This is a genomic window from Erwinia billingiae Eb661, assembly GCF_000196615.1.
Taxonomy (GTDB): Bacteria; Pseudomonadota; Gammaproteobacteria; order Enterobacterales; family Enterobacteriaceae; genus Erwinia; species Erwinia billingiae.
The window spans coordinates 4181013-4206455 of record NC_014306.1; the positions used below are offsets into that span (position 1 = coordinate 4181013).

The following is a 25443-nucleotide window of genomic DNA, read 5'->3' on the forward strand; positions in this document are numbered from 1 at the left end:
GCAGTAACATTAACGGCGCAGGACGATTTGCGGCACCGCATCCTGACTGTGGTGATGAACATGCAGATCGGCCTGATACCAACGGGTTAAGGTGGCTTCGGTCATCACCTCAGCGGGCGTGCCTTCTGCCACCAACCTGCCCTGATGCAACAACAGCATACTGTCAGACCACAACGCCGCCAGATTCAGATCGTGCAGCACGCAGCACACCGTCAGCTGACCTTTGCGGGTGAGCTGATGCAACAGGCGCAACGCGTGTTGCTGATGATACAAATCCAGCGCCGAGGTCGGCTCATCCAGAAACAACCAGCCACGCGGCCCATCATCGTGCCAGAGCTGCGCCAGCGCGCGCGCCAGCTGAACACGCTGCTGCTCGCCGCCGGACAGATGGCGATAGTCGCGGTCGGCAAGGGTATCGCTGCCGGTTAAGGCCATCACCTCGTCCACCACCGCTTTGGTGCGCTGGCCCGGCCACGGCGAACGGCCCATCGCCACCACTTCCCTGACCGGCAGAGGAAACTCGACGTGGCTTTGCTGACGCATCACCGCGCGGGTCTGCGACAGATGCTCGCGCGACCAGCTGCCGAGCGGTTTGCCTTCCAGCAGGCAATCGCCCGCCGCCGGTTGCAGATAGCCGGTCAGTAAGCGCAGCAACGTCGATTTCCCGGCACCGTTTGGCCCGATCAGCGACACCATTTCGCCGGCGCGCAAACTCAGCGAGACATCATCAATCAGCAGCCGCTGACCAACGCGCCAGCTGAGGTTTCTCCCTTCCAGCAGCTTAGTCATAACGGCCCTCTTGGCGGCGCAGAATCAACCATAAAAACCACGGCGCACCCAGCAGACTGGTCAGCAACCCCACCGGCATTTCCGCCGGTGCGACCACCGTTCTCGCCAGCGTATCGGCAATCAGCATCAGGATCGCCCCGGCCAGACCGGCACCCGGCAACAGCCAGCGGTGATCGCTGCCAATGCACATGCGCATCAGATGCGGCACCACCAGCCCGACAAAGCCAATCACCCCGCTCACCGCCACCGAAGCGGCCACCATCAGCGCGCTCAGCACCAGCAAAATGCGCTGAGTGTGTTTGACGTCCACGCCCAGATAATGCGCCTCTTCATCGCCCAGCTGCAGCAGGTTCAGCCGCCGGGCCTGCCACTGGGTGGCGACCATGGCGGGCAGGATAATCACCGCGCTGGCGATAACCGTGGACCACTGCGCCTGCCCCAGCGAGCCCATTCCCCATAAGGAGAGCTGGCGCAGCTGCTGATCGTTGCTGATCCACGAGAGGACGCCCACGGCCGCGCCGCAGACGGCATTAATAGCAATGCCCACCAGCAACAGCCGTGAAAGGGTGCCGCTGCCAGAGCGGCTGAGGGTAAAGATCACCACCGTGACTGCCAGGCTGCCGATAAAGGCCGCCAGCATTGGCCACCACAACGCTAACATCGCCGGCAGGCTCAGTGGGATCACCACTGAAATTGCCACCATCAGCGCGGCACCACTGCTGATGCCCAACAGCCCCGGATCGGCCAGCGGATTGCGAAACAGTCCCTGCATCACGCCGCCGGATAACGCCAGCGCCGAGCCGACCAGCACCGCCAGCAACACGCGCGGCAAACGGATGTTCCACCAGATTTGCCAGACCATGCTGTCGCGGGTTGACTGCCAGACCATCGGCAATGACAGGCGCATCGCGCCAATGTTGGCGGCAAACACCACGATGGCCACCATCAGAACCACCATCAGCACTAAGCGTCGCTGAATATGCTGTCCGTTCATTGCGCGAGGGCTTCCGCCGCTTTACGCAGTTTGGCAATCGCGCCTGGCGTTTGCAGGCCAAAGCCCAGCAGCGCCATTTCATCAACCACCAGCACATTTTGCTGCTTACCGGCCGGGGTCAGCGCCAGACCTGGCAGCTTCCACAAATTCTCTTCGCCGCCCATGCCCTTCAGGCCGTCCGCGCCAATCACAATCAGCTGCGGCGCACTGGCCACAATCCCTTCCTGGGTCAGTGGCTGATAATGCGGAATATTGCCCAGCGCATTTTGCAGCCCGGCGCCACGGATCGCGCCATCGGCCGAGGTGCCGCTGCCTGCGCCCATCGCTTTCATTCCGCTGTGGTTAAGGATATACAGCACCTTCACCGGCAGCGGTTTATCGGAAACGCCAGCCAGCTGTTTATCCAGCTTCTCCTCCAGCAGCTTGCCCTGATCTTCGCGGTGCAGCGCGGCGGCGATGGTGGCAATTTTGCTGTGGATAGCGCTCAGTTCAGGCTTGCCGGTGACGGTAATCACCTTGACGCCGGCCTGCTCAACCTGCTGCAGGGCAAGAGAGGGTTTGGACAGCTCGCTGGCGATCACCAGCGTGGGCTTCATCGCCAGAATCCCTTCGGCATTCAGCTGGCGCATGTAACCCACATTCGGCAGTTTGGTCGCCACGGCCGGTTGCAGACTGGTGGTATCACGGGCGACCAGATTTTGCTGCGCATCCAGCGCATAGATGATCTCCGTAACGTCGCCACCAATCGACACTACCCGCTCTTCGGCCAGCAGTGAAAAAGGCAGCGCCAACAGCGCAATCAGCCACAGTTTCATGCCGCTTCTCCTGCACCGGTCAACTCGGCCAGCTGTTCACGCCAGCGGCGTTGTTCCGGCTGACCTTCGCTGCGCTGTCCGTACAGCTGGGCAATCTGCGTGCCGTCGGCGGCAAACAGTTCCAGGCTGGTGACAAAGCCGTCAGCGGTGGGCTTGCGGGTGATCCAGCTTTCGCTGATGGTATTTTCCATCAGGTGCAGGGTGAAGGTTGGGTTGAAGATATTGATCCAGTTGTCCATCGGCACCAGCTTCTCAACCGCGCCGGTAAAGATCTGCACGCAGCCACGGTTGCCGATGAAAATCATGATTTCGTTGCCGTCTTGCTGCGCCAGTTTCAGCAGCGCGTTCAGCGTACCGTTATCGACTTTCAGCGCCAGATCGCTGGCCACCGAGCGGAACGCCTGCTGACGGGAGATATTGTGGCGCTTCAGTAAACCGAAGAACTGATGCACGTCGGTCATCGCACGCCATTCCTGCTCGATCACCGCCGCATCGGGCTGGTTGGTCTGGACAGGCACGGCTGGCGTCAGAGTCAGCGCCGGGGTTTCAGCCAGGGTGAATGCGGCAATCAGCGCATCCCACGCCGCCTTGTCGGTGGCCGCCGTGGTGTAAATTTTCAGCACTGCATCGCCGTGTGCATCAAAAATCTGGATGCTGTGACGCTCGCCGCGTTCCGTTTTCTCCACCAGCGAAAACGCACTCTTCCACTGGGACGGGAACAGGCGCTGATCGAGCGCGCGCGGGTTGAGGATCAGTCCGGCATGGCCGCCCAGATGCAGGTTTTCATACCGTCCCACCTGCTCATGTACCGCATAAGCATTGCGGGTGATCGACTGGGTTTCGCCCACCGCTTCCAGCGCCGGCAGCAGCGCGGTGAAGTCAGGACGCAGCGCCACCGCATCGTTCAGCGTTCTGGCCTGGGTCAGCTCCGCTTCACTGATGTTCATCAGATCCGCCAGGTCGCGGGCATACTTTTTCGGGTGTTCAGCTTTTAACGACTGATAACGCTGATAGAGGGTATTCAGTTCCATTTGCTCTCCTTGACGCCCTGCACGCGGTGCAGGGCAATGGGTAATAAAACAGGGTAATCAGAAGTCGACGTTCACACCCAGCTGGAAGGTACGGCCAGGCATCACCGCCAGCGCGTTGTCATACGCATCCTGGTTGGTGGTGTTGGTCAGCTCGCGGCTGCTGAGGTAATCCCAGTATTTACGGTCGGTCAGGTTATAGATCCCGCCGCTGACCTTGACGTTTTTCGTCGCCTGCCAGTAAGCGGTCATATCCACCATACCGTAACCCGGTACGCGCATATATTCTTCACTGGAATCGGTTAAGGTGCTGCCTGCCGCGTTGGTGTAGCTTTCACGGTTGGTGGCGGTGGCCTGCTTCCCTTTCACAAAGGTGGCGGTCACTGCGGCACCGTAGCGTTTGGCCGGATCGTCCCAGGCCACGCCAACAATGGCTTTCATCGGCGCGACGCTGTCCAGATCGACGTAGCTGTCGCCGGAGTAGCTGGACTTCGATTTACCTTCGCTGTAACCCAGTGCGAAGGTGGCGCTCAGGCCGTTAACCTCTTCAAACCAGGTGCCAAAGTTCACTTTGGTGGTCACTTCACCGCCATAGATATACGCCTTATCGCGGTTTTCTGCCTGGTAAACAGTGTAGATATTGGACGGCACGTTGGTAAAGCGGGCCGGGCTGCCGGCGCGGGTATAACGCGTGTAGGCAATGAAGTTTTCGTAGGTGTTGTAGAACACCGCGGTTTTCAGCGTGACGCCATCAACCACCTGCCCCTTCATGCCCCATTCCAGGTTGTTACTGGTTTCGGTTTTCAGATCGCTGTTACCAATCAACGCATACTGCGCCGGACCGGCATAGTTTGAACCGAGGTTCCACGAGCCGTACAGCTGGCTGGCGTTAGGGAACTGCGCGCCACGCTTGTACTGCACATAGGTCATCAGTGATGGCGTGATGTCGTAGTTGAAGCTCAGCGATGGCAGAACCTGGGTATCCGAGTTCTCTTTGCCATACAGGGTGTTCAGCTCGGATTCGTCCAGCACGGTGCTGCCGGTGGTCAGGCTGGAGAGGTTTTGTGGCTTGGTGGTCTGATGCGCTACCCGCACGCCCGGCACGATTGAGAAGCCGTGACCGTCCAGATCGAACTGGATTGCATCCTGCACAAAGGCACCCAGCGCATAGCTGCGGCTGTCGGACTCCGGCTGCATGATCGCCGAATAGACGCTTGGGGCCGGTTCTTCCCGGAACGGACGTTTCGTCTCGGTGACACGACCGTTCAGGCCGGCGCTCAGCTCGTGGCGACCCAGCGCCTTGCTCAGCTGCGTTTCGAAGCCGTAGGTATCGACATCATAGTTTGAGTAGACGCGCTCCTGGCTGCTGGTGCTGATGGGCATCAGGGTGTTGTCGTGCGCCTGGGTCTGCTGGTAATAGACTTTGTTGCTGAGGGAATCGATAAACGCATTGGCTGGCGTCCACTCATCCTTCAGGCTGACGCCCCAACGGCGGGTATTACTCTGCTGTTGCGAGGTGCCGAGAATGCTGCTGCCCGCCGAGTTCCAGGTGTCGTAATGGGTGTGGTTGGTCTTGTCGTAATAATCGACGGTGCCGGTCAGCTTGTGCTCGTCATTGGGCTGCCAGATCGCGGAGGTCATCAGCGCATTGGAGTGCCAGTTGGCCGGATAGGCATCGATGGTGCCGCTGTTATTGCGGGTTTGCTGGCCGTCACGGCGGCTGTAAACAAACACGCCACGCAGCGTTTCGTCGCCGGCTGCGGCGGTAATGCCGTTATGCCAGCTGCGGTTGGCCGAGTCGTAATCAGACTGATAACCAAAGTAGGTCGATTTGTACGGCGACAGGTAATCGTCGGCGGATTTCGGCTGGAAGGAGACCGCGCCGCCAATGGCGGTGTTGGCCGTCGCCGTTGAGGTCGCACCGGATTCAATGTCCACCTGGCCGTACATATACGGGTCGAGATAGTCACGGCCGATGCCGAAGGTGTTTAATCCGGCGCGGCTGACGTAGCTGCGGCCGGTGGCATCCGGCTGCGGAATGCCGTCCACGTCCAGTCCAACACGGTTACTTTCCAGACCACGGATGTTGTAGCCGGTATAGCCGCTGCGGTCGAAGCCGCTTTTGCCTGCGGACGATCCGCCGCTGACGCCGGTAGCGCTGATTAACGGCTCATAGCGCATCACCGAGCCAAAGTCGTTGGTGCCCTTTTGCTGCATTTCTGCGGCGGTAATGGTGGTTTTGCTGCCCGCCTGTTTTTCCGGCTCGGGCGCGGTCACCGTCATAACGGCTTCCGACTGGCTTTTCTTGCCGGAGATCGCCAGTGGCGTGCCAGAATGGCTGGCTTCGGGAAGTGGTGCGGTGGTGCGTGTTTCAGCAGCGATGCTAAAACCGGTGGTAACCAGCGTGCCGAACAGCACGGACTTCTGGATAAACCCCTGAGAATTGAAAGATTTGCGCATTTAGTAAGCCTTTATTCTTTATTAGTATCGACTCATACATTGCGGCCGCAATCCAACAAGATTGCGAAAACTCCATACGCATCCGGCGCTATGTAGGTCATTCCATGACGACTGTCAAACGCGAATGATAATGAGATCGATTCTCTATATCAACAACCTCCACAATTAATTCACAATGTTAAAAAAGCGTCAGCAACACCCACTTGACAGTGCAGCAACCGACGCCGGAAGATGAGCGCCTGTTTTTAGAGAGGACATCGCGATGAAAACCGCTCCTGCCATCACCATTCACTACTGCTCGCAGTGCAACTGGCTGCTGCGTGCCGGCTGGATGGCGCAAGAATTACTGCATACGTTCAGCACCGATTTAGCCTCGGTCAGCCTGGTGCCCGGCACCGGCGGCATTTATCAGATCTTGATTGACGAGCACATTATCTGGGACCGTAAAACCGACGGCGGCTTCCCGGAAGCCAAAGAGTTGAAGCAGCGCGTGCGGAACTTCTGCTTCCCGGAGCGGGAACTGGGACATATCGACACGAAATAACCCCTGCGCGGGCGGCATCATCCTTGTGTCATCCGGCGGCTTCACGCTAAACTTACCGCCGCATCGCTGCCCTTGCTGGCAGAAAGATGACACAAGGGCCGGAACAGGCCCGATAACAAGAATCACCCCTCACTTACCTGCCCTGCCTGAAGACCTGCGCTCCCGCCTGTGGCTGGAGTAACTTCTCATCGTTAATTAAGTGCACCCTTTTCTATGGATACGTTAGATTCAGCTACACCCGTGCGTGGCGTCGGCCCGCTGCTCTTTTCCCTTGCGCTGGGCGCCTTTGCCATCGGCCTGAGTGAGTTCGTGATTATGGGACTGCTGCCGCACGTTTCCAGCGCGATGAACGTCAGCCTGGCGGAAGGCAGCAAATTTATCAGCTACTACGCGCTTGGCGTGGTGGTTGGCGCACCGCTGTTCTCCCTCAGCACCGCCCGTTTGTGCCGTAAACATCAGCTGATGATTTTTATCTCGCTGTTTTTGGTCGGCAACCTCAGCAGCATGCTGGCCAGCAATGCGCATATGCTGGTGATTTCCCGTTTCCTGAGCGGGCTGCCGCACGGTGCCTTCCTCGGTGTAGCCGCGCTGGCTGCGGCGTCACTGGTGGAAGAGAATCGCCGTGGACAGGCGGTAGGCAGAGTGATGTTGGGCCTGACGCTGGCGTCGTTGCTAGGTAACCCGGCGGCGACCATGCTCGGCGAACATCTCGACTGGCGCTGGGCATTTGCCTGCGTCTCGGTGCTGACCGTGATTGATGCGCTGCTGATCTACAAGCTGTTCCCGGTGCAGAAAGAGCATGAGCAGAGCTCGCCGTTGAAAGAGATCCGTGGCCTGGCGAACCTGCGCCTGTGGTTAACGCTGGGGATTGCGGCGATTGGCTTTGGCGGCATGTTTGCGGTGATCAGCTATATCACCCCGATCCTGACCATGGCGGCGCACCTCTCCACCTTCTGGCTGCCGTTCGTGCTGTTCGCATTTGGTCTGGGCATGGTGATTGGTAATCTGGCGGGTGGCCGTATGGCTGACGGCAAAATCATGCTGTCGATTTTCAGCATCCTGGCGTGGAGCGTGGTGGTGCTGACCATCTTCCCACTGCTGATTGGCACCATTACCGGCCTGATGCTTGGCGCGTTCCTGGTCGGCACTAACCTCGCCCTGTGCGCACCGTTGCAGGTGCGTCTGATGCAGGTGGCGGGCAAAGCGCAAACGCTGGCCGCCACGCTGAACCATTCGGCGTTTAACATCGCCAACGCGCTGGGTGCCTTCCTGGGAGCGTATGTGGTGCAGCAGGGTTATCCGATGACGCAGACCGCCACCTACGGGGCCATCCTGCCGGTACTGGGCATGATGATCTTTATGGTGGCGCTGCTGAAAGAAGTGGCTGACCGTAAAAACACCGGCGTGGGATCGACCGATTTGATCTGATGTTGCTAACGGCCAGGCGCCCTGCCTGGCCATTCACTGTTTTACGCTTTCTCCGCCACAACCGGTTTGGTTCGCAACGCGGCATAAATCGTCAGCGTGGCAATCAGTAACGCCATGGCGCTGCCCATAAATACCCCTTTCGCCCCGGTAATGTTGAAGATCACGCCGCCTGCCGCCGCACCGATGGTAATCGCTAACTGAATAGACGCCACCAGCAGACCGCCGCCGCTTTCTGCCTCATCCGGCATGGTCCGGGTGATCCAGGTGGACCAGCCTACCGGCACGGCACCAAACGCCATGCCCCACAGCGCCACCAGCACCGCATCCACCAGCGGAGCCGATCCCATCACCACCAGACCAACACCGAGCAGGCCCATCGCCAGCGGCATACCGATCAGCGTGCGGTGCAGGTTACGCTCCAGCAGGATGCCGGCAATCAGCGTCCCGGCGAAGTTCGCCACGCCAAAGCCCAGCAGGATCACCGACAGCCCGTTGACGCCGACGCCGGTGACGCTTTCGAGGAACGGACGCAAATAGGTGAAGAAGGCGAAGTGGCCGGAGAACACCAGAATGATCGCCAGCAACGCGGTCTGCATGCCGGGACGGCGGATCAACGCAAACATTGAACTGCTCTTGCCCACCTGCGTCGACGGCATTTTCGGCAGCGCGGCTACCTGCCAGGCCAGCGCCAGCAAACCAATCACCGAGGCGGCGACAAACACGTTTCGCCAGCCAATCAGATGACCAAAGTAGCTGCCCATCGGCGCGGCAACGATAGTGGCAACCGACACGCCGCTAAAGACGATCGACAGCGCGCGCGGGATCATCGCTTCCGGCACCAGCCGCATGGTGGTCGCCGCCGCCAGCGTCCAGAAGCCACCGATGGCAATCCCCAGCAGCACGCGGCCGGCGAGGATAAAGCCCAGGTTCGGTGAAAAGGCCACCAGCAGATTGGAGACGATCAGCATCACCGAGAACATCAGCATCACCCAGCGGCGATCCAGATTACGGGTGGCTGAGGCGCTGAAAAAGCTGGTCAGCAGTGCGAATACCGCGGTAATGGTCACCGCCTGCCCGGTTACGCCTTCCGTTACGCCAAGACTGGCGGCCATGGGCGTCAGCAGGCTGGCGGGCAGAAATTCTGCCGTCACCAGTCCAAACACGCCAAGCGCCATCGAAAATACCGCGCCCCACTGGGGCTTTTCCTCTGCCATGCCGGCCTGTTTGAGTGTGTTCATTGCATGCTTTCCGTAAGAAGAAGTGAGTGTACAGAGTAGTGGGCTGCCGCCGGATGGTCTATGATGTTAAATCCGTATTTATTGATTCTCCGTCCGGAAGGATAGCCACCGTGATCACAGAAACCCACGATCTTGCCAGCGAGCTGCTGCTGGGAATGCGCCTGATGGGCGTGCAGTACAAGCGGATTGAGCTGGCGGCGCCGTTCGGCGTGGGCTTTATTAATGCGCCAGGTCAGGCACAGTTTCACTTTGTCAGCCGCGGTCCGGTGATGCTGAAAACCCAGGGCGGCAATCTGTATACCCTGAATACCGGCGATGCGCTGCTGCTGCCGCAGGGCACCGATCATATGCTGCTCTCCTCGCCGGATGTGCCGTGCAAAGACGTGCGGTCGTTTGAATCGACGCCGGTGTGCGGCAACGTGCGCTGCGTGAAGGCCTGCCCGTCCGAGCTGCCGGAAGCCGCATCGGTGCTGATTTTCAGCGGCAGCATGGAGTTCGATCTGGGCGGCATGCAGATGCTCATCAGCGCCATGCCGGAAGTGCTGCTGGCCGATACGCTGATCCACAAATACCCGGAAGTTCAGCCGATGCTCGATGCGATGGAGCGCGAGTCGCTGAGCCGCAGAGCGGGCTACGCGGGGATCCTGTCCCGGCTGGCGGATGTGGTGGCGTCGTTTATCGTGCGCGGCTGGGTGGAATCGGGATGCGGACAGGCCGGCGGCTGGCTTGAAGCGCTGCGCGATCCGCGTCTGGGTAAGGCGCTGGTGGCGCTGCATCGCGAGCCGGGGAAAAACTGGACGGTAGCGCAGCTGGCGTCCGAGATGGGCAGCTCCCGCTCGGTGTTTGCCGAGCGCTTCCTGGCGGTGACCGGCATGACGCCGGTGCGCTATCTGACCGAATTACGTATGCAGCTGGCCGTGCAATGGATCGGCCGCGATGGTGAAGCGATTGAAACGGTGGCCTGGCGTCTGGGATACGGCTCGCTGGCCGCCTTCAGCCGGGCCTTTAAGCGCACCGTTGGCAAAACCCCCGGCGCGCTTCGCAGCGAGGAAACGCAACGGCTGACGCAGGGCGCAGCCTGAGCACCTTTTTTTACCGTTACGCCAGATACTTATTAAACCAGCCGAGGGTTCTTTCCCAGGCCAGATCGGCAGCTTTCTTGTCGTAGCGCGGTGTAGAGTCATTGTGGAAGCCGTGATTCACCTCCGGGTAAATGTGTGCTTCATACACCTTGTTACTGGCCTTCAGCGCGGCCTCGTAGGCCGGCCAGCCTTCGTTGATGCGCGTATCCAGCCCGGCGTAATGGATCAGCAACGGGGCCTTGATGCGTGGGACATCTTTGGCATCCGGCTGACGGCCATAGAACGGCACCGCCGCAGCCAGCTCGGGATAGGCCACCGCAGCGGCATTGGCCACGCCACCGCCGTAACAGAAGCCGGTGATGCCGACCTTTCCAGTGGTGCGCGGGTCCTGCATCATAAATTCGATGGCGGCAAAGAAATCGTTCATTAATTTGGTCGGATCGATCTGCGCCTGCATCTCCCGCCCTTTCTCATCATTTCCAGGATAGCCACCCAACACGCTCAGCCCATCCGGTGCCAGCGCGATAAAGCCGGCTTTTGCCAGCCGGCGCGCCACGTCTTCGATATACGGATTCAGTCCCCGGTTCTCATGCACCACCACCACCGCCGGCAGCTTGCCGCTGGCCTTCGCCGGACGCACCAGATAGCCGCGCACGGTTTTATTGCCGTTGGGCGAAGGATAGTGAATGTATTCCGGCAGAATATCCGGATCGGTAAATTCCACCTGTTCGGCCAGCGCATAGTTAGGGCTGAGCGAGGTCAGCAGCGTCGCCGCCGTCAGGCCGCCCACCGCAAACTTGCCCGCCAGCGACAGAAATTCGCGCTTATTTATTTTGCCGTGAACGTAGTAGTCATAAATTTCGAGGAGTTCGGGGGAGAAATCTTTCGCGGTCAATCGGGACATATCAATGCTCCTTACACGCCAGAGAAGGGGAAATGATGCTCAGTAACAGTCAGGCACATTGCCCACTTCGTCAAGCCTCACGGCCCGTAGAGCACTTTTTAACGACGCAACGGGCGCTAAACTGCGTATGATCGTCAGCTGTTCACCCCTTTTCATTACGCCATTGAGCCCTGCCATGACTGAAACTGCTTCACTGACGCCGATTTTTGACGGCCACAACGATTTGCTATTGCGCCTGTGGATGCCTGCGGAGCAGGATCCGGTGACGCAGTTTTTGCACGGCACCTTGCCCGGTCATCTGGATATGGCGCGTATCGTTCAGGGCGGATTCGCCGGTGGCCTGTTTGCGGTATTTATCCCGCCGGTCGAGTTTGTGCAGCAAAGCAATCAGGCTTACAGCGAGGCCGTCCACGATCCGTTAGCCATCACCGAGGCGCAGATTGCGCTGCTGCACAGGATTGAAGCGGAGTCCGCTGGTCGGGCAAAAATTTGCCGCACGGCGGGCGAGATCCAGCGCTGTATTGAACAGGGCGTGCTGGCGATGGTGCTGCATATTGAAGGTGCCGGGGCGCTGGATGACCAGCTCAGCCAGTTGGATCGCTGGATTGATGCCGGTCTGCGCAGCATCGGGCCGTTATGGAATCTGGCGAACCGGTTTGGTGTCGGCGTCACCGGCAGTTTCCCTGGCTCCCCCGATACCGGCGACGGGCTGACGCCGCTGGGCCTGGCGCTGTTACGCACCTGCAACCAGAAAAAGCTGCTGATCGACCTGTCGCACATGAATGAGAAAGCCTTCTGGCAGACCGCCAAACACAGCAGCGCGCCGCTGGTCGCCACCCATTCCAACGTGCACGCCCTTTGCCCGCAGCCGCGCAATCTGACCGACAGCCAGCTGCAGGCGATTGCCGAAAGCGACGGCTTTGTCGGCGTGAATTTCGGCAATGCCTTCCTGCGCAGCGACGGCAAACGCGACAGCGACACGCCGCTCGGCGACATTCTGCGGCACCTTGAAGGGCTGATGGCGGTGCTGGGTGAGGATCGCGTGGGTCTGGGGTCGGATTTCGACGGCATCAGCGTACCGGAGACGCTGAAAGATGCGGCCGGACTGCCGCGTCTGGTCGACGCCATGCGCGCTGCGGGCTATTCGCAACAATTGATCGAAAAAATTAGCTGGCGCAACTGGTTAGCGGTTTTACAGAAAACATGGGGAGAATGAACCACCTGGAACGTTCCGGTGACTGTTCTCTCAATATCCCTGCTGCTTACAGGGTTGATATCGCAAAAGCTTAGGCGCAACATTTGCGCGCCAAATCTTTCGATATTTGACAACAAGCGTATTACCTGCCGAACTTAACGAGCAGAGTCCTGTATTTTTCATAAACACCGTGAGGATCCCACCATGTGGACTAAACCTAAATTTGTTGATTTGCGCTTAGGTCTGGAAGTGACGCTGTACATCTCCAACCGTTAATCCTTTATGCCCACAGCCTGCTGTGGGCATCTTCTCTTCTTTAGCTGGTCTACACATGCAGATTAACGTTCTCGGTTCTGCGGCGGGTGGTGGCTTCCCTCAGTGGAACTGCAACTGCAGTAACTGTCAGGGCGTGCGTAATGGCACCCTGAAAACCTCAGCCCGTACGCAATCCTCCATTGCCCTCAGTGACGATGGCATCAATTTTGTGCTGTGCAACGCCTCGCCAGACATTGCTCATCAGCTGGCGGCCACGCCTGCGCTGAGTAAAAAAGAGGTGCTGCGCGGCACCGCGATCGGTTCGATTATTCTGACCGACAGCCAGATCGATCATACTGCCGGGCTGTTGAGCCTGCGCGAAGGCTGCCCGCATCAGGTGTGGTGTACGCCTGAAGTGCATGACGATCTGACCACCGGCTTCCCGGTGTTCACCATGTTGACCCACTGGAACGGCGGGCTGATCCATCACGGCATTACGCCGGGTGAAGCCTTCTCGGTGGCGGTCTGTCCGGCGCTGACGTTCACGGCGATCCCGCTGTTGAGCAACGCACCGCCCTATTCGGCGTATCGCGGTAAGCCCCTGCCTGGCCACAATATCGCGCTGTTTATTGAAGACACCCGCACCGGTAAGACGCTGATGTACGCGCCCGGCCTGGGTGAACCGGACAGCGAGCTATTGGGCTGGCTGCACAAAGCCGACTGCCTGCTGATTGACGGCACGCTGTGGCAGGACAATGAGCTGGCTAACACTGGCGTCGGCCGCAATACCGGTAAGGATATGGGGCACCTGGCGCTGGCAGAGGAACAGGGGCTGATTGCGCTGCTGGCCTCACTGCCGGCAGAACGTAAAATTCTTATTCATATCAACAACACCAACCCGATCCTCGATGAAGAGTCCGCGGAACGTCAGATGCTGACGTCGCTGGGCATTGAAGTCAGCTGGGACGGTATGGTGATTGAGGTTTAGCGAGACGCAGATGAAACCCGATAATTTCCCGGCCCAACCGATGACGCCTGAAGCCTTTGAACAGGCGCTGCGCGACAAAGGCGCGTATTACCATATCCATCACCCGTACCATATTGCGATGCATAACGGTCAGGCCACGCGTGAGCAGATCCAGGGCTGGGTCGCCAACCGCTTTTATTACCAGACCAGCATTCCGTTGAAGGATGCGGCGATCATGGCTAACTGCCCGGATCCGAAAACCCGCCGCAAGTGGGTGCAGCGTATTCTGGATCACGATGGTCACGACGCCAGCGAAGGCGGTATTGAAGCCTGGCTGCGTTTGGGTGAAGCGGTCGGGCTGGACCGCGACGTGCTGCTCTCCGAGCGGATGGTGCTGCCGGGCGTGCGTTTCGCCGTTGATGCTTACGTCAGCTTTGCCCGCCGTGCCGTCTGGCAGGAAGCGGCCTGTAGCTCGCTGACAGAGCTGTTTGCGCCGCAAATCCACCAGTCGCGCCTCGACAGCTGGCCGCAGCACTATCAGTGGATTGAAGCCGAAGGCTACGGCTATTTCCGCGGCCGTTTAAGCCAGGCCAACCGCGACGTTGAGCATGGCTTACAGCTGGCGCTGGAATATTGCACCACCGTTGAGAAGCAGGAACGTATGCTGGAGATCCTGCAGTTCAAGCTGGATATCCTCTGGAGCATGCTGGATGCGATGACCATGGCCTATACGCTGCATCGCCCGCCTTACCACACCGTGACCGATAAAATGGCCTGGCACAAAGAGAGATTACTGTAATGCTCATCACCGAACAGCAGATCCCCGCCTTTCGCCGTGGCTATCGCCTGCAGTGGGAACAGGCGCAGGACTGCCATGTGATCCTTTACCCGGAAGGCATGGCAAAACTGAATGAGAGCGCGACCGCCATTCTGCAACTCGTGGATGGCGTACGCTCTGTGGCTGCCCTGATCGCTGAACTGAACGCGCAGTTTCCGGATGCCGGTGGCGTGGACGACGACGTCAAAGAGTTCTTTGGTCAGGCTTACGAACAAAAGTGGATAATTTTCCGTGAACCCGCTTAAACCTTCGGTCAATCCGCCGCTCTGGTTGCTGGCTGAGCTGACCTACCGCTGCCCGCTGCAGTGTCCTTACTGCTCCAACCCGCTGGACTTTGCCCAGCAGGAGAAAGAGCTGACCACCGAACAATGGATTGAGGTGTTTAAGCAGGCCCGCCAGATGGGTGCCGTTCAGCTGGGCTTCTCCGGCGGCGAGCCGCTGGTGCGCAAGGATCTGCCTGAGCTGATCCGCGCCGCAAGGGATCTCGGTTTTTACACCAACCTGATCACCTCCGGCATCGGCCTGACCGAGAAAAAGATCGATGCGTTTGCCGAAGCCGGGCTGGATCATATCCAGATCAGTTTCCAGGCCAGCGACGAAACGCTGAACGCCGCGCTGGCCGGATCGCAAAAAGCCTTCCAGACCAAGCTGGCGATGGCCAAAGCGGTGAAGGCGCACGGCTATCCGATGGTGCTGAACTTTGTGTTGCATCGCCACAATATCGATCAGATCGATCGCATTATTGAACTGTGCATTGAGCTGGAAGCGGACGACGTCGAGCTGGCAACCTGTCAGTTCTACGGCTGGGCGCAGCTCAACCGTGAAGGCCTGCTGCCAACCCGTGAGCAGATCGCCAACGCCGAAGCGGTGGTGCATCAATACCGCGAGAAGATGACCGCCAGCGGCAACCTCGCCAACCTGCTGTTCGTTACCCCGGATTACTACGAAGAGCGGCCGAAAGGCTGCATGGGCGGCTGGGGAGCGATCTTCTTAAGCGTCACGCCGGAAGGCATGGCGCTGCCGTGCCACAGCGCGCGCCAGCTGCCGGTGGAATTCCCGTCGGTGCTGGAAAACACGCTGCAGGAAATCTGGTACGACTCGTTCGGCTTTAACAAATACCGCGGGTTTGACTGGATGCCGGAACCGTGCCGCTCCTGCTCTGAAAAAGAGAAGGATTTCGGCGGCTGCCGCTGTCAGGCCTTTATGCTGACCGGCAACGCCGACAATACCGATCCGGTGTGCTCGAAATCGCCGCATCACGGCAAGATCCTCGAAGCGCGCGAGCAGGCGAACTGCACCAATATGCAGATCAGTCATCTGCAGTTCCGTAACCGCACCAACTCTCAGCTGATCTTCAAGACTGAGGCCTGATGAGTCAGGCAGCGCCCGGCGAACAACATCGCACCTTAGCCAACGGTTTGCGGATCGCGCTGATCCACGATCCGTCGGCCAGCCGGGCCGCTGCTCTGCTCCAACTCTCCGCCGGCAGCCATCAGGCCCCTGAACAGTGGCCCGGACTGGCGCATCTGCTGGAACACGTGCTGTTTGCCGGCAGCGAAAATTACCGGGATGAAAACCGGCTGATAGCCTGGGGACCGGCGAACGGTGCCCGCTTAAATGCCACCACCCTTGCACATCACACCGCCTGGTTTTTTGATATTGCCAGTGCGCGCTTCGACGCGGGTTTGCGGCGGCTGGTGGATATGCTCGCCAGGCCGTTGTTAAGCCTCGAAGCGATTGCTCAGGAAGCGACGGTGATCGACGCCGAGTTCCAGATGCTGACCCGCCATAGCGACAGCCTGTGTGAAGTCGCTCTGAGCCAGGCGGTGGCTGCGCCGCATCGCCTGCATGATTTCCATGTTGGCAATCGGTCGGCCTTTGGCGAGGATACTGGCGCGCTGCAGCAGGCTCTGCGCGACTATCATCAGCGATTTTTCCGCGCGCCCAATCTGCAACTGTGGCTGCACGGGCCGCAGTCGCTGGATGCGCTGGGCGAGCTGGCTGAGCAGGTTGCGGCCGCGTTCACAGCACTGGCTGACGGCGATAACGGCCGCAGCGGTTTGCCGCAGCAACCAATCGCCAGGCGTCAGGATGCTGAGCAGATTTCTCTGCCTCAGCAGCCTGAACCGCTTTCCCCCCTGACGCTCACTGCCGCACGCCATTATGCTTTACGCCTGCCCTCAGCCCATCGCCTGCAGTTAAGCGTTGTCATCCCGGCTGCCGACCGGCAGATGCTGGCGCTGTTCAGCCAGCTGTTAACCGATAAAGCGCAGCACAGCCTGCTGGCGACCCTGCGCGACCTCAACCTGTGCGATGACATTTCGTTGCTGGAACCCTACCGCAGCCCGCAGCAGTCGCTGATTTCAGTGCAGTTCGACCTGTGCGAGTCGGCCAGTCCGGCGAGGGTTGAAGCGGTATTCAATCAGTGGCTACGCCAGTCGGCCAGTCTGAATCCTGAGGCACTGGCGCATTATGCCAGGCTGGCCCAGCGGCATGTCGACCAGCTTTCCGGCCTCGATCGGCTGCGCACGCGTGCCTTCGGTTTTGCGCCCGCTGAGCGGTCGGTAAACCTGCTGGAAGGCTGGCGGACGTTACGCGCGGCGATGCAACCGGCCGCCCTCACCCGGCTGTGGGTGACGCCTGGGGTGGAAGTCGGTCGTAAGGCGGTGCAGGGATTCACGCTGGACACCGGCGAACTCAGCTGGCCGGAAGCGTCGTGCGACGCCCCGCAGATGACCTTTTATGCGCCCGGCCAGCCGCTCAGCCTGCCTGCGCTGCCGGTTGAAACGGCTGCGCTGCAATGGGTTAACGCCAGTTGCGCGCCGTTGCTGTTGCTGAATCCGCAGGTCGGTCAGCCGTTTTCCCGCCGGGATGCGGCGACGCTTAAAGCCGCGCTGCAACCGGTAATCGGCCTTTGCCAGCATCTTGGCGGCGAGCTAAGCCTGACGCAACGCCAGGGCATCTGGCTGATCCAACTTAGCGGCAGTGCAAGCCTGATGCAGAATCGCGTGGCGGCGATGATTGAAGCGCTGAGCTCACCGTCAGCGGCGGCGATCGCGCAAGGCGACCGGCTGTACCGTAAAGCGCTGCGTTCAGAGCGTGCGGAGATTGCCATCCGCGTGCTGCTGGGACGGCTGCCGGAGGTGCTGAACGGCTCCAAGTCTGAGCCGCTGACATCAACGGAGGTGCTGAGCGGCTCGTCTCAACCGCAGGATGCAGTGGACCGGTTAAGTGCCACGCCGTGGCAGGCGGCCACGGAGGGATTGAGCGGTACGCCCTGGCAGGCAACGCTGTACGGTGGCGATAACGATCTGCAGCTGGCGCTGTCACAGCTTCTGTCTCGCTGGCCTGGCGGGCTGGTCATGCCGTGCCCTGATGGCAGGCGGGTCACGCCGTGCCCAGATGGCGGGCTCATGCCGGGCCTTATGCCTCAACGCCCGCCCTTTTCCTTCCCAACAGAGAGTGACGAGGCGGCGTTATTGCTGTTCTGTCCGCTAACCGAAAACAGCGCACAGTGCCTCGCTGCCTGGCAATGGCTGGCGGGGCTGTTTGAACCCAGTTTCTTCCAGCGACTGCGAGTCGAGCTGAATATCGGCTATGTGGTGAGCTGCCGTTTCCATCAGTCTGCTGGCGTGGCCGGGATACTGTTTGTCCTGCAATCCCCAACCTTAAGCCAGCAACAGCTTAAGCAGCATATCGTCGATTTTATTGCGGATATGGCCGAGGTTATCGACACAATCACTGACGATGAGCTGCGGGAGAAATCCACCATGCTGAGTGATGCCCTGCCCGCCAGCGCCCCGCAGTCGCATACTCAGGTGCTCGATAGCTGGCAGCAGCAGCAACTGAATTTACCGCCGCTAACGGCGGGTATTTTCGCCACCCTTTCAATGGAAAAAATTCAACAGTATTACCGCGCGTTTGCTACAGAAATTCAGCGCGGATTCTGGCTAAATAACGCCAAATAATAGTGTCAACACTGGCAACAAATAGATTCAATTATCCCACCTTAACTCCGTGAAAATAAGATATCGCTTATTGCAGGATAATATTCTGTTTTCCGTTTTGTGAGTGACATCACGTTTTTGCCATGTTATAGCTATAAACAGTCTTTGATAAAAGAGACGCAGATAGCAAAAAAAATGGTGCCCCCTTCCTCGCTACCCTACTGATTTAAAATCACTTAAAGAGCAAGGATACTTATGCCATTACAAAAAAAACCCGAAGAAAATTATCAGGATCCCGTCCTGTCAGTAAACGCTGATAATGAAAAGACCTCCGAGAGTTCCACCAGCGAAATAACCAGCTTCTTAAGCGCTGAGGCCTTTTTATTAACAGCAACCATGATCTCCGCTATCGCCGGTTTTCTCTATGGCTATGACACCGGCATTATTTCCGGTGCCTTACTGCAAATAAGCGCCGATTTCGCCCTGTCACCGCATGCGCAGGAATTAGTGACCAGCGCCATTCTGGTCGGTGCGGTAATTGGTGCCCTGACCTGCGGCAAACTCTCCAGCGTTTTAGGCCGCCGCTATACGGTGATGATCGTCGCCGGCATCTTTGCGGTAGGCGTGCTGGCGTCCGGCATGTCACCCAGCCCCACCTGGCTGGGCGTATCGCGCCTGGTGTTGGGCTTCGCGGTGGGCGGTGCCTCGCAGATTGTGCCAGTTTATATCGCTGAACTGGCCCCGGCGGATAAACGTGGTCGCCTGGTGACCTTCTTCAATATCTCCATCGGCCTCGGCATCCTGACTGCGGCACTGGTCGGCACCTTCCTGCAGGATATCTGGACCTGGCGCACCATGTTTTCCGTGGCGGCAATCCCGGCAGTGATCCTGCTGCTGGGTATGATCCGTCTGCCGGAAAGCCCGCGCTGGTTGGTCAGCAAAAAGCGGCTGAAAGAAGCGCATATTGCACTGGATACCGTGCGGGAAACAGAATCTGAAGTGCGCCGCGAGATCCGCGCCATTCAGCGTGTGCATGACAAGGTGGATCGTAAATCTCAGGGAGGCTGGAAAGAGCTGAAGCAGCCGTGGCTGCGTCCGGCGCTTATCGTCGGTTTGGGGATCGCCGCATTCACCCAGCTTTCCGGCATCGAAATGATGATCTACTACACGCCAACCCTGCTGACCAACACCGGATTTAGCCGCGATGCCGCGCTGCATTCCGCGCTGGGTATTGCGGCGATTTATCTGATCATGACGGTGATCGGCAAGCTGATCGTTGACCACGTTGGCCGCCGTACCCTGACCCTGTGGATGATGCCCGGCGCCATTATCAGCCTGGTCCTGCTGGGTGCGGTGTTCCGCATGGCGGGCGGGGTCAGCCATCATAGCTGGCTGATCGTCATCTGCCTGTTTGGCTTTATGATCTTTAACGCCGGCGGCATCCAGGTGATCGGCTGGTTGATCGGTTCAGAAGTCTATCCGCTGGGGATCCGTGAAAAAGCCAGCAGCCTGCACGCGGCGATGCTGTGGGGATCGAACCTGCTGCTGACTGCCACCGCGCTGACCACAGTGAATATCCTCGGCATCGGTGGCGCCATGTGGTTCTACGCGTTGCTTAACCTGATTGGCTTCCTGTTTATCTTCTTTATGATGCCGGAAACCAAAGGCCGCTCGCTGGAGGCGATCGAAACCTCGCTGAAAGAAGGACACTTCTACCCGCGTGGTCGTCAGCAGCAGAAGGCCGTTTCCCAGCAATAACAGTCCCTTCCCCTCAGCCTCTGACAACGCGTCAGGGGCTGCTTAAAGTTAACTCACTTTGTACCGATAACCCTTTTACCAGGCTTATCTTCCCTACAGAGTGCGCACTATGCTTAAAAATATTAAAGTCGTCACCAGCATCATCATTATGTTGATTGTATTCAGTGCGTTACTGCTGCTCTCCAGCGGGCTCTCCTTTAACGCCATTCATCAGGACAAAGATAACTTCGTCCGCGCCAGCGTGCTGACCGAGCAACAGGGGCAGCTGAGCGATGCCTGGCAGACGCTGATTAAAACCCGCGTCACCATTAACCGTGCCGCCATCCGCATCCTGAAAAAACAGACCGATCCGGCCGCACTGGCGGGGATCACCAAACTGCTGGCAACCGCCAGCACCACGCTGGACGACGCGGCGTTTCATTTTGCTAACTACCAGAAAGCGCCACAGCAAAGCGGCCAGAATGCTCAGTTAGCCACCACCGTGGCCAATAATTACCAGCAGATGTACGACACGATGAAAATGTCGATTCAGTATCTGGGTGCCAATAATTATGAAGCCTACGGCAATCTGGATGCGCAGAAAGCCCAGGACGATCTGGAAACCAGCTACGACAGCTGGCGTACGCAGAACCGCCAACTGCTGGCGGTGGGCATGACCGAAAACCAGCAGGGCTTCAGCCATATGATGTGGACGCTGGCGACCGTGGTGGTGGTGTTGCTGCTGCTGGTTGTGGCGGTCTGGGTGGTGATTAAACGCGTGCTGCTGACGCCGCTGAAACAGGTGCTGGCGCATATCCAGCGCATCGCGGCGGGCGATTTGTCTGAAACCCTGGTGGTGGAAGGCCGCAGCGAAATGGGAATGCTGGCGAGTAATCTGACGGCGATGCAGCAGTCACTGATTGTCACCGTCGGCCACGTGCGTGACAGCTCCAACGCCATCTTCACCGGGGCCAGCGAAATCTCGCTCGGCAACAACGACCTCTCTTCCCGTACCGAGCAGCAGGCGGCGTCACTGGAAGAAACCGCGGCCAGCATGGAGCAGTTAACCGCCACGGTGAAACAGAATGCCGAAAACGCCCGTCAGGCGTCACAGCTGGCGAAAAGCGCCTCCGAAACCGCCGGAAAAGGCGGCAAGGTGGTCGATGGCGTGGTGAAAACCATGAGCGAAATTGCCGGAAGCTCGAAGAAGATTGCCGATATCACCAGCGTGATCGACGGTATCGCTTTCCAGACCAATATTCTGGCGCTGAACGCCGCGGTAGAAGCGGCGCGTGCAGGCGAACAGGGTCGCGGTTTTGCGGTGGTGGCTGGCGAAGTGCGTAACCTTGCCCAGCGCAGCGCCCAGGCGGCAAAAGAGATCAAAACGTTGATCGAAGATTCGGTTAACCGCGTCAATGCCGGCTCTTTGCAGGTCGAAACCGCGGGCGAAACCATGCACGATATCGTCAACGCGGTGGTTCGCGTCACCGATATTATGGGTGAAATTGCCTCGGCGTCCGATGAACAGAGTCGCGGTATCGATCAGATTGGTCTGGCGGTCACCGAGATGGATCGGGTAACCCAGCAGAACGCCTCGCTGGTGCAGGAATCCGCGGCGGCGTCAGCCTCGCTGGAAGAACAGGCCAGCCGTCTGTCTCAGGCGGTTGCGGTGTTCAAAATTGGTCAGCAAACGCTGTTGCCCGCCGTCAGCCAGCCGGTGAAAGCGATAGCGACCCTGCCCCGTAAGGCGCTGACCGTCAGCACCGATCAGGGTAACTGGGAAACCTTTTAAGCTGTGACAGTCCGGCCTCGCTCCGGGGCCGGCTACTTTGCCGGGCGCTGCGTGCCGCCGATAACCGGCAGCACCTCGCGCATCAGCGCCAGAAACTGCCGCAGCTTGGCGGGATAAAAGCGCGCATACGGGTAAACCAGATACACCGGTAACGGCGCCGCATGCCAGTCCGGACACAGATGGCGCAAGCGGCCTTGTTCAATATCCTCTTTCACCGCCCAGGACGAGGCTATCCCCACCCCCATTCCCGCCAGCACCGAATTGCGTAAGGCATACAGACTGTCGGTCAGCAGCTGCGGACGGATATCTATGCGCTGCGTATTGCCCTGTTCACTATTCAGCACCACTTCCTGACGGTAAAAGGTACTCAACGCCACCCAGGGTAATTCGGCCAGCGCCGCCGGCTGGTCAATATCGCTGGCATTGTCGAGGAGCGCCGGTGCGGCCACCACAATGCGTGGCACCTCCGCCACTAACAGCGCCACCACCGACGGATCGGTCAGCGCACCGACGTGCACCGCGCAGTCGATTCCTTCGGCGATAAAGTCCGGGCGACGATCGCTGAGCATCCATTCGATGGTCATTTTCGGGTAGCGCTGCAGATAGTCCTGCAGCGGCGCAATCATCTGGTCCTGACCAAAGGCATGTGGCACCAGCACCCGCAGCACGCCTTTCGGCTCTTCCGCCGCGCCGCGCAGGTCGTCCTCTATCGCCTGCCAGCGCTCGACCAGTTCCTGCGCATGAGCAAAACAGCGTTCGCCGTCATCGGTCAGCTTCATCACATGGGTGGTGCGCTGCAACAGCTTGACCCCGAGCAGGCGTTCAAGGGACTGCAGACGACGGCTGATGGTCGGCTGGGTGGTGCTCAGACGCAGCGCAGCCGCAGACAAACTGCCTGATTCAACGATGCGCACAAAGGTGTGCATTAACTCTATACGGTCAATGCCTGACAGAAGGGATTCTTTCATACGTTAAACGTATAACAGTTTTACCGATCGGGCGACTACCCTTTGATCACCGATCCGGTAAAAATGTGATCATCATCGCACAACAGAGCTAACACCATGTCCATGACACAGACTGCCGACACCCACGAGAAAGGCATCACCGGCCGCACGGTCCTGATGCTCGCCACCGGCGCGGGCTTTTCCGTCGCCTCTATTTATTACAGCCAGCCGATGCTTGGCATCCTGGTTAACGAACTGCATGCGGGCGTCAGTACCGTCGGGCTGGTGCCGACGCTGACCCAGATTGGCTATGCGTTGGGCATTTTGCTGCTGGCACCGCTGGGCGATCGCCACGATCGCCGTCAGATCATTATTCTGAAAGGCGTGCTGCTCACGGCGGCGTTGCTGCTTAGCGCCTTCAGTGGCGGTATCAGCATGTTGCTGGTTGCCAGCCTGGCGGTGGGCATCGCGGCGACGATGGCGCAGGATATCGTTCCGGCCGCCGCCACGCTTTCGCCTGCGGCACAGCGTGGCAAAACGGTCGGCACGGTGATGACCGGCCTGCTGCTGGGCATTCTGCTATCCCGGGTGTTGAGCGGTTTCGTCGCGGAGTACTTCGGCTGGCGCAGCATGTTTGGCGCGGCGGCGGTGATGGTGGTGGCAATTACGCTGGTGATCTGGCGCAGCCTGCCTGCCATTCCGGCCAGCACTACCATGAGCTATCCGGCGCTGTTGGCCTCAATGCGTCATCTGTGGACCGAATACAAACCGCTGCGCAGAGCCACGCTGGCACAGGCGCTGTTGTCCGTCGGCTTCAGCGCCTTCTGGTCGACGCTGGCGGTGATGCTGCATGACGTCTATCAGCTGGGCAGTGCCACCGCCGGCATGTTCGGTCTGGCCGGTGCCGCCGGTGCACTGGCCGCGCCGTTAGCCGGTTCACTGGCCGATCGCCGTGGCCCGGAGCTGGTCACCCGCATCGGCACCGGGCTCGCCACCGTCTCGTTCGCGCTGATGTTTTTGCTGCCGCTGTTGCCTGCGCCTTATCAGCTGGCGCTGATTGTGATCTCGGCCATCGGCTTCGACTTTGGCGTGCAGTCCACGCTGGTGTCTCACCAGTCGATTATCTTCAGTCTTGAACCGGCAGCACGCAGCCGACTGAATGCGCTGATGTTTACCGGGGTGTTTATCGGCATGGCGGCAGGTTCGGCATTAGGGAGTGTGATTCTGGAACATGCGGGCTGGCAAGGCGTGGTCGCGCTGTTAACCCTGGCCGGATTGGGCAGCATGGTGGTGCGCTGGATGAGTAAAGGCTTACATCAAAAGGCGGACTGAGGGCAAATTCAGGACGAGCCTTTCTCGCAGGCATCGTCTGCGGGTAGACATGAAGCGGTCAGTCAGAAAACGCTGGCCGTTATTTCTTTCGGTAACGCGTGGGCCAGATCTGCTCTGGCCGGGCATCCAGGGCGGCGGCAATCAGCAGCTCGCCTTTGGGCCAGGGACGGCGCAAGGCATTGGAGAGGGTTGAAGAGGCCAGTCCGGATTCCCGGGATAAAGCCGACAAATTCGTGCCTCTTTTCTTTAACGCCGCAATAATGTCTGCGGGATGCCAATCATCTTTGTTCATTGCCTTCCCCAACCTGCAGATAAAAGTCTCACTTGTAGACGATGAGTCACAATCATATCACGTTATTTTCCTAATGTGACTAATAGTCCGTGGACTAATAGACTGCAAAGCGCAATGCTGAGCGCATGGAAAAGCTAAACACCACCAAAGTTCTTTTTGGAAAAAGAGTTAAACAACTCAGACTGCAGGCAGGCTTGTCGCAAGAAGCATTCGCACATAAATGCGGGCTGGATCGCACCTATGTGTCTGGAATTGAGCGAGGTTTACGCAACCCGACGCTGGAAGTGATTGCCATTCTGGCCAAAGGATTGGGAATTGAACTTAAAAATCTGATTGAGTTTTAATCGCAGAAGCTAAATATTTTTATTTTTTTATACTGAGCTATTTCATCTGGTTGCAAGTAAGCGCCAAAATAAAACCTTTCTGACACGTTAAAAAAACCTTTTTCAGTTTTTACTTACGAAAATAATTAATTTTTTCGGATTTTACCCGTCACCTTTTTTTAAAAAAACTGAGCGGCACGCTGGCCGCTCGTTCTGTCAGCACTAAAATCCGTAGCGAATGGCATCCTTACTTTGCTGCATTAATCCGTCTATCTTCAATGAATACAACTCCACACCTGCCCCGTCTCCCGCCTGTGAACATTCCCGACGTTTCGCGTTGTAGGCTTTCATCAGCTGTGCCTGAGCAAAACCGGGTTTACCGTAACAGGTCACGCTTTGCTCCCAGCACGCAATCGCGCGGTCGCTGTCCTGCTGTTCCTGGAAACGTTTCCCCAGCTCGTTAAGCGCAGTGGCGCACTCTTTGGCCGGAAGCCCTTGTTGCATGATGTCGTCTATTGCCTGGTCCATAACGCCTC

General features: G+C 58.7%; 24 protein-coding genes. 14 read left to right on the plus strand and 10 right to left on the minus strand.

All coding sequences use genetic code 11. The features are described 5' to 3' along the window. Positions 1-9: 9 nt before the first annotated feature. The 5 genes from EBC_RS20520 to EBC_RS20540 are packed head-to-tail and all read right to left on the minus strand — an operon-like array spanning position 10 to position 6086. Positions 10-789, minus strand: coding sequence for a heme ABC transporter ATP-binding protein (locus EBC_RS20520; protein WP_013203776.1), 780 nt, complete (start codon positions 787-789; stop codon positions 10-12). Beyond that, on the minus strand, positions 782-1747 hold the full coding sequence (locus EBC_RS20525; RefSeq protein ID WP_407919948.1) for a FecCD family ABC transporter permease: 966 nt from the start codon (positions 1745-1747) through the stop codon (positions 782-784). The genes EBC_RS20520 and EBC_RS20525 overlap by 8 nt, the downstream gene beginning before the upstream one ends. 32 nt (positions 1748-1779) lie before the next feature. Continuing rightward, a complete protein-coding gene (locus EBC_RS20530; RefSeq protein ID WP_013203778.1) occupies positions 1780-2598 on the minus strand; it encodes a heme/hemin ABC transporter substrate-binding protein in 819 nt (272 codons plus the stop codon). Beyond that, on the minus strand, positions 2595-3629 hold the full coding sequence (locus EBC_RS20535; RefSeq protein ID WP_013203779.1) for a hemin-degrading factor: 1035 nt from the start codon (positions 3627-3629) through the stop codon (positions 2595-2597). The genes EBC_RS20530 and EBC_RS20535 overlap by 4 nt, the downstream gene beginning before the upstream one ends. A gap of 57 nt (positions 3630-3686) precedes the next feature. Further along, positions 3687-6086 (minus strand): TonB-dependent receptor domain-containing protein, encoded by a 2400-nt coding sequence (locus EBC_RS20540; protein ID WP_013203780.1) that lies wholly within the window; start codon positions 6084-6086, stop codon positions 3687-3689. A gap of 262 nt (positions 6087-6348) precedes the next feature. On the opposite strand from EBC_RS20540, the gene EBC_RS20545 reads away from it, so the two are divergent. Beyond that, positions 6349-6630, plus strand: a complete 282-nt coding sequence (locus EBC_RS20545; RefSeq protein ID WP_013203781.1) for a SelT/SelW/SelH family protein — start codon at positions 6349-6351, stop codon at positions 6628-6630. A gap of 213 nt (positions 6631-6843) precedes the next feature. Next, the gene (locus EBC_RS20550) at positions 6844-8058 is read left to right on the plus strand and encodes an MFS transporter (protein ID WP_013203782.1); all 1215 of its coding nucleotides are present in this window, start codon (positions 6844-6846) and stop codon (positions 8056-8058) included. 41 nt (positions 8059-8099) lie between these two features. Here EBC_RS20550 and EBC_RS20555 read toward each other — a convergent pair whose 3' ends face one another. Further along, entirely contained in the window at positions 8100-9296 is a 1197-nt protein-coding gene (locus tag EBC_RS20555; RefSeq protein ID WP_013203783.1) for an MFS transporter, read from the minus strand. A 113-nt stretch (positions 9297-9409) separates the two neighbouring features. Between EBC_RS20555 and EBC_RS20560 the strand changes: the two genes are divergently transcribed. After that, positions 9410-10378 (plus strand): AraC family transcriptional regulator, encoded by a 969-nt coding sequence (locus EBC_RS20560; RefSeq protein WP_197535593.1) that lies wholly within the window; start codon positions 9410-9412, stop codon positions 10376-10378. A 16-nt stretch (positions 10379-10394) separates the two neighbouring features. On the opposite strand, the gene yghX is transcribed toward EBC_RS20560, so the two are convergent. Further along, on the minus strand, positions 10395-11282 hold the full coding sequence (yghX, locus tag EBC_RS20565; RefSeq protein ID WP_013203785.1) for a YghX family hydrolase: 888 nt from the start codon (positions 11280-11282) through the stop codon (positions 10395-10397). A 175-nt stretch (positions 11283-11457) separates the two neighbouring features. Between yghX and EBC_RS20570 the strand changes: the two genes are divergently transcribed. The 9 genes from EBC_RS20570 (at position 11458) to EBC_RS20605 (ending at position 22013) form a co-directional block, all read left to right on the plus strand. Then, positions 11458-12498 carry a dipeptidase gene (locus EBC_RS20570; protein ID WP_013203786.1) on the plus strand — a complete coding sequence of 347 codons (1041 nt, stop codon included), beginning with the start codon at positions 11458-11460 and terminating at the stop codon, positions 12496-12498. Positions 12499-12681: 183 nt separating this feature from the next. Next, positions 12682-12753 carry a pyrroloquinoline quinone precursor peptide PqqA gene (pqqA, locus tag EBC_RS25240; protein WP_071822147.1) on the plus strand — a complete coding sequence of 24 codons (72 nt, stop codon included), beginning with the start codon at positions 12682-12684 and terminating at the stop codon, positions 12751-12753. A gap of 55 nt (positions 12754-12808) precedes the next feature. Further along, complete coding sequence (pqqB, locus tag EBC_RS20575; protein ID WP_013203787.1) at positions 12809-13720, plus strand: pyrroloquinoline quinone biosynthesis protein PqqB; 912 nt, start codon at positions 12809-12811, stop codon at positions 13718-13720. A 10-nt stretch (positions 13721-13730) separates the two neighbouring features. Further along, positions 13731-14498: a pyrroloquinoline-quinone synthase PqqC gene (pqqC, locus tag EBC_RS20580; protein ID WP_013203788.1), complete on the plus strand. Its 768-nt coding sequence runs from the start codon at positions 13731-13733 to the stop codon at positions 14496-14498. Continuing rightward, positions 14498-14782, plus strand: coding sequence for a pyrroloquinoline quinone biosynthesis peptide chaperone PqqD (pqqD, locus tag EBC_RS20585; RefSeq protein ID WP_013203789.1), 285 nt, complete (start codon positions 14498-14500; stop codon positions 14780-14782). The genes pqqC and pqqD overlap by 1 nt, the downstream gene beginning before the upstream one ends. Beyond that, positions 14769-15908 carry a pyrroloquinoline quinone biosynthesis protein PqqE gene (gene pqqE / locus EBC_RS20590; RefSeq protein ID WP_041692122.1) on the plus strand — a complete coding sequence of 380 codons (1140 nt, stop codon included), beginning with the start codon at positions 14769-14771 and terminating at the stop codon, positions 15906-15908. Before pqqD ends, pqqE begins: the two co-directional genes overlap by 14 nt. Continuing rightward, on the plus strand, positions 15908-18505 hold the full coding sequence (pqqF, locus tag EBC_RS20595) for a pyrroloquinoline quinone biosynthesis protein PqqF (RefSeq protein WP_013203791.1): 2598 nt from the start codon (positions 15908-15910) through the stop codon (positions 18503-18505). The genes pqqE and pqqF overlap by 1 nt, the downstream gene beginning before the upstream one ends. Before the next feature lie 234 nt (positions 18506-18739). Further along, positions 18740-20242: a sugar porter family MFS transporter gene (locus tag EBC_RS20600; RefSeq protein WP_013203792.1), complete on the plus strand. Its 1503-nt coding sequence runs from the start codon at positions 18740-18742 to the stop codon at positions 20240-20242. A gap of 109 nt (positions 20243-20351) precedes the next feature. Continuing rightward, a complete protein-coding gene (locus EBC_RS20605; RefSeq protein ID WP_013203793.1) occupies positions 20352-22013 on the plus strand; it encodes a methyl-accepting chemotaxis protein in 1662 nt (553 codons plus the stop codon). A 32-nt stretch (positions 22014-22045) separates the two neighbouring features. On the opposite strand, the gene EBC_RS20610 is transcribed toward EBC_RS20605, so the two are convergent. Continuing rightward, positions 22046-22981, minus strand: coding sequence for a LysR family transcriptional regulator (locus tag EBC_RS20610; protein WP_013203794.1), 936 nt, complete (start codon positions 22979-22981; stop codon positions 22046-22048). Positions 22982-23077: 96 nt separating this feature from the next. Here EBC_RS20610 and EBC_RS20615 point away from each other — a divergent pair, with 96 nt between their 5' ends. Further along, positions 23078-24292, plus strand: coding sequence for an MFS transporter (locus EBC_RS20615; protein WP_013203795.1), 1215 nt, complete (start codon positions 23078-23080; stop codon positions 24290-24292). Between the two features lie 79 nt (positions 24293-24371). Here the strand turns inward: EBC_RS20615 and EBC_RS20620 are convergent, their stop codons facing one another. Then, complete coding sequence (locus EBC_RS20620; protein ID WP_013203796.1) at positions 24372-24584, minus strand: helix-turn-helix domain-containing protein; 213 nt, start codon at positions 24582-24584, stop codon at positions 24372-24374. A gap of 125 nt (positions 24585-24709) precedes the next feature. Here EBC_RS20620 and EBC_RS20625 point away from each other — a divergent pair, with 125 nt between their 5' ends. After that, positions 24710-24928 (plus strand): helix-turn-helix domain-containing protein, encoded by a 219-nt coding sequence (locus tag EBC_RS20625; protein ID WP_013203797.1) that lies wholly within the window; start codon positions 24710-24712, stop codon positions 24926-24928. 201 nt (positions 24929-25129) lie between these two features. On the opposite strand, the gene EBC_RS20630 is transcribed toward EBC_RS20625, so the two are convergent. After that, on the minus strand, positions 25130-25435 hold the full coding sequence (locus EBC_RS20630) for a hypothetical protein (protein ID WP_013203798.1): 306 nt from the start codon (positions 25433-25435) through the stop codon (positions 25130-25132). Positions 25436-25443 lie beyond the last annotated feature (8 nt).

Excerpts from the sequence above, each read along its gene's own strand:
- EBC_RS20520 (WP_013203776.1), bottom strand. The coding sequence starts at position 789 with ATGACTAAGCTGCTGGAAGGGAGAAACCTCAGCTGGCGCGTTGGTCAG.
- EBC_RS20525 (WP_407919948.1), bottom strand. The coding sequence starts at position 1,747 with ATGGTGGTTCTGATGGTGGCCATCGTGGTGTTTGCCGCCAACATTGGC.
- EBC_RS20530 (WP_013203778.1), bottom strand. The coding sequence starts at position 2,598 with ATGAAACTGTGGCTGATTGCGCTGTTGGCGCTGCCTTTTTCACTGCTG.
- EBC_RS20535 (WP_013203779.1), bottom strand. The coding sequence starts at position 3,629 with ATGGAACTGAATACCCTCTATCAGCGTTATCAGTCGTTAAAAGCTGAA.
- EBC_RS20540 (WP_013203780.1), bottom strand. The coding sequence starts at position 6,086 with ATGCGCAAATCTTTCAATTCTCAGGGGTTTATCCAGAAGTCCGTGCTG.
- EBC_RS20545 (WP_013203781.1), top strand. The coding sequence starts at position 6,349 with ATGAAAACCGCTCCTGCCATCACCATTCACTACTGCTCGCAGTGCAAC.
- EBC_RS20550 (WP_013203782.1), top strand. The coding sequence starts at position 6,844 with ATGGATACGTTAGATTCAGCTACACCCGTGCGTGGCGTCGGCCCGCTG.
- EBC_RS20555 (WP_013203783.1), bottom strand. The coding sequence starts at position 9,296 with ATGAACACACTCAAACAGGCCGGCATGGCAGAGGAAAAGCCCCAGTGG.
- yghX (WP_013203785.1), bottom strand. The coding sequence starts at position 11,282 with ATGTCCCGATTGACCGCGAAAGATTTCTCCCCCGAACTCCTCGAAATT.
- EBC_RS20570 (WP_013203786.1), top strand. The coding sequence starts at position 11,458 with ATGACTGAAACTGCTTCACTGACGCCGATTTTTGACGGCCACAACGAT.
- pqqB (WP_013203787.1), top strand. The coding sequence starts at position 12,809 with ATGCAGATTAACGTTCTCGGTTCTGCGGCGGGTGGTGGCTTCCCTCAG.
- pqqC (WP_013203788.1), top strand. The coding sequence starts at position 13,731 with ATGAAACCCGATAATTTCCCGGCCCAACCGATGACGCCTGAAGCCTTT.
- pqqD (WP_013203789.1), top strand. The coding sequence starts at position 14,498 with ATGCTCATCACCGAACAGCAGATCCCCGCCTTTCGCCGTGGCTATCGC.
- pqqF (WP_013203791.1), top strand. The coding sequence starts at position 15,908 with ATGAGTCAGGCAGCGCCCGGCGAACAACATCGCACCTTAGCCAACGGT.
- EBC_RS20600 (WP_013203792.1), top strand. The coding sequence starts at position 18,740 with ATGCCATTACAAAAAAAACCCGAAGAAAATTATCAGGATCCCGTCCTG.
- EBC_RS20605 (WP_013203793.1), top strand. The coding sequence starts at position 20,352 with ATGCTTAAAAATATTAAAGTCGTCACCAGCATCATCATTATGTTGATT.
- EBC_RS20610 (WP_013203794.1), bottom strand. The coding sequence starts at position 22,981 with ATGAAAGAATCCCTTCTGTCAGGCATTGACCGTATAGAGTTAATGCAC.
- EBC_RS20615 (WP_013203795.1), top strand. The coding sequence starts at position 23,078 with ATGTCCATGACACAGACTGCCGACACCCACGAGAAAGGCATCACCGGC.
- EBC_RS20620 (WP_013203796.1), bottom strand. The coding sequence starts at position 24,584 with ATGAACAAAGATGATTGGCATCCCGCAGACATTATTGCGGCGTTAAAG.
- EBC_RS20625 (WP_013203797.1), top strand. The coding sequence starts at position 24,710 with ATGGAAAAGCTAAACACCACCAAAGTTCTTTTTGGAAAAAGAGTTAAA.
- EBC_RS20630 (WP_013203798.1), bottom strand. The coding sequence starts at position 25,435 with ATGGACCAGGCAATAGACGACATCATGCAACAAGGGCTTCCGGCCAAA.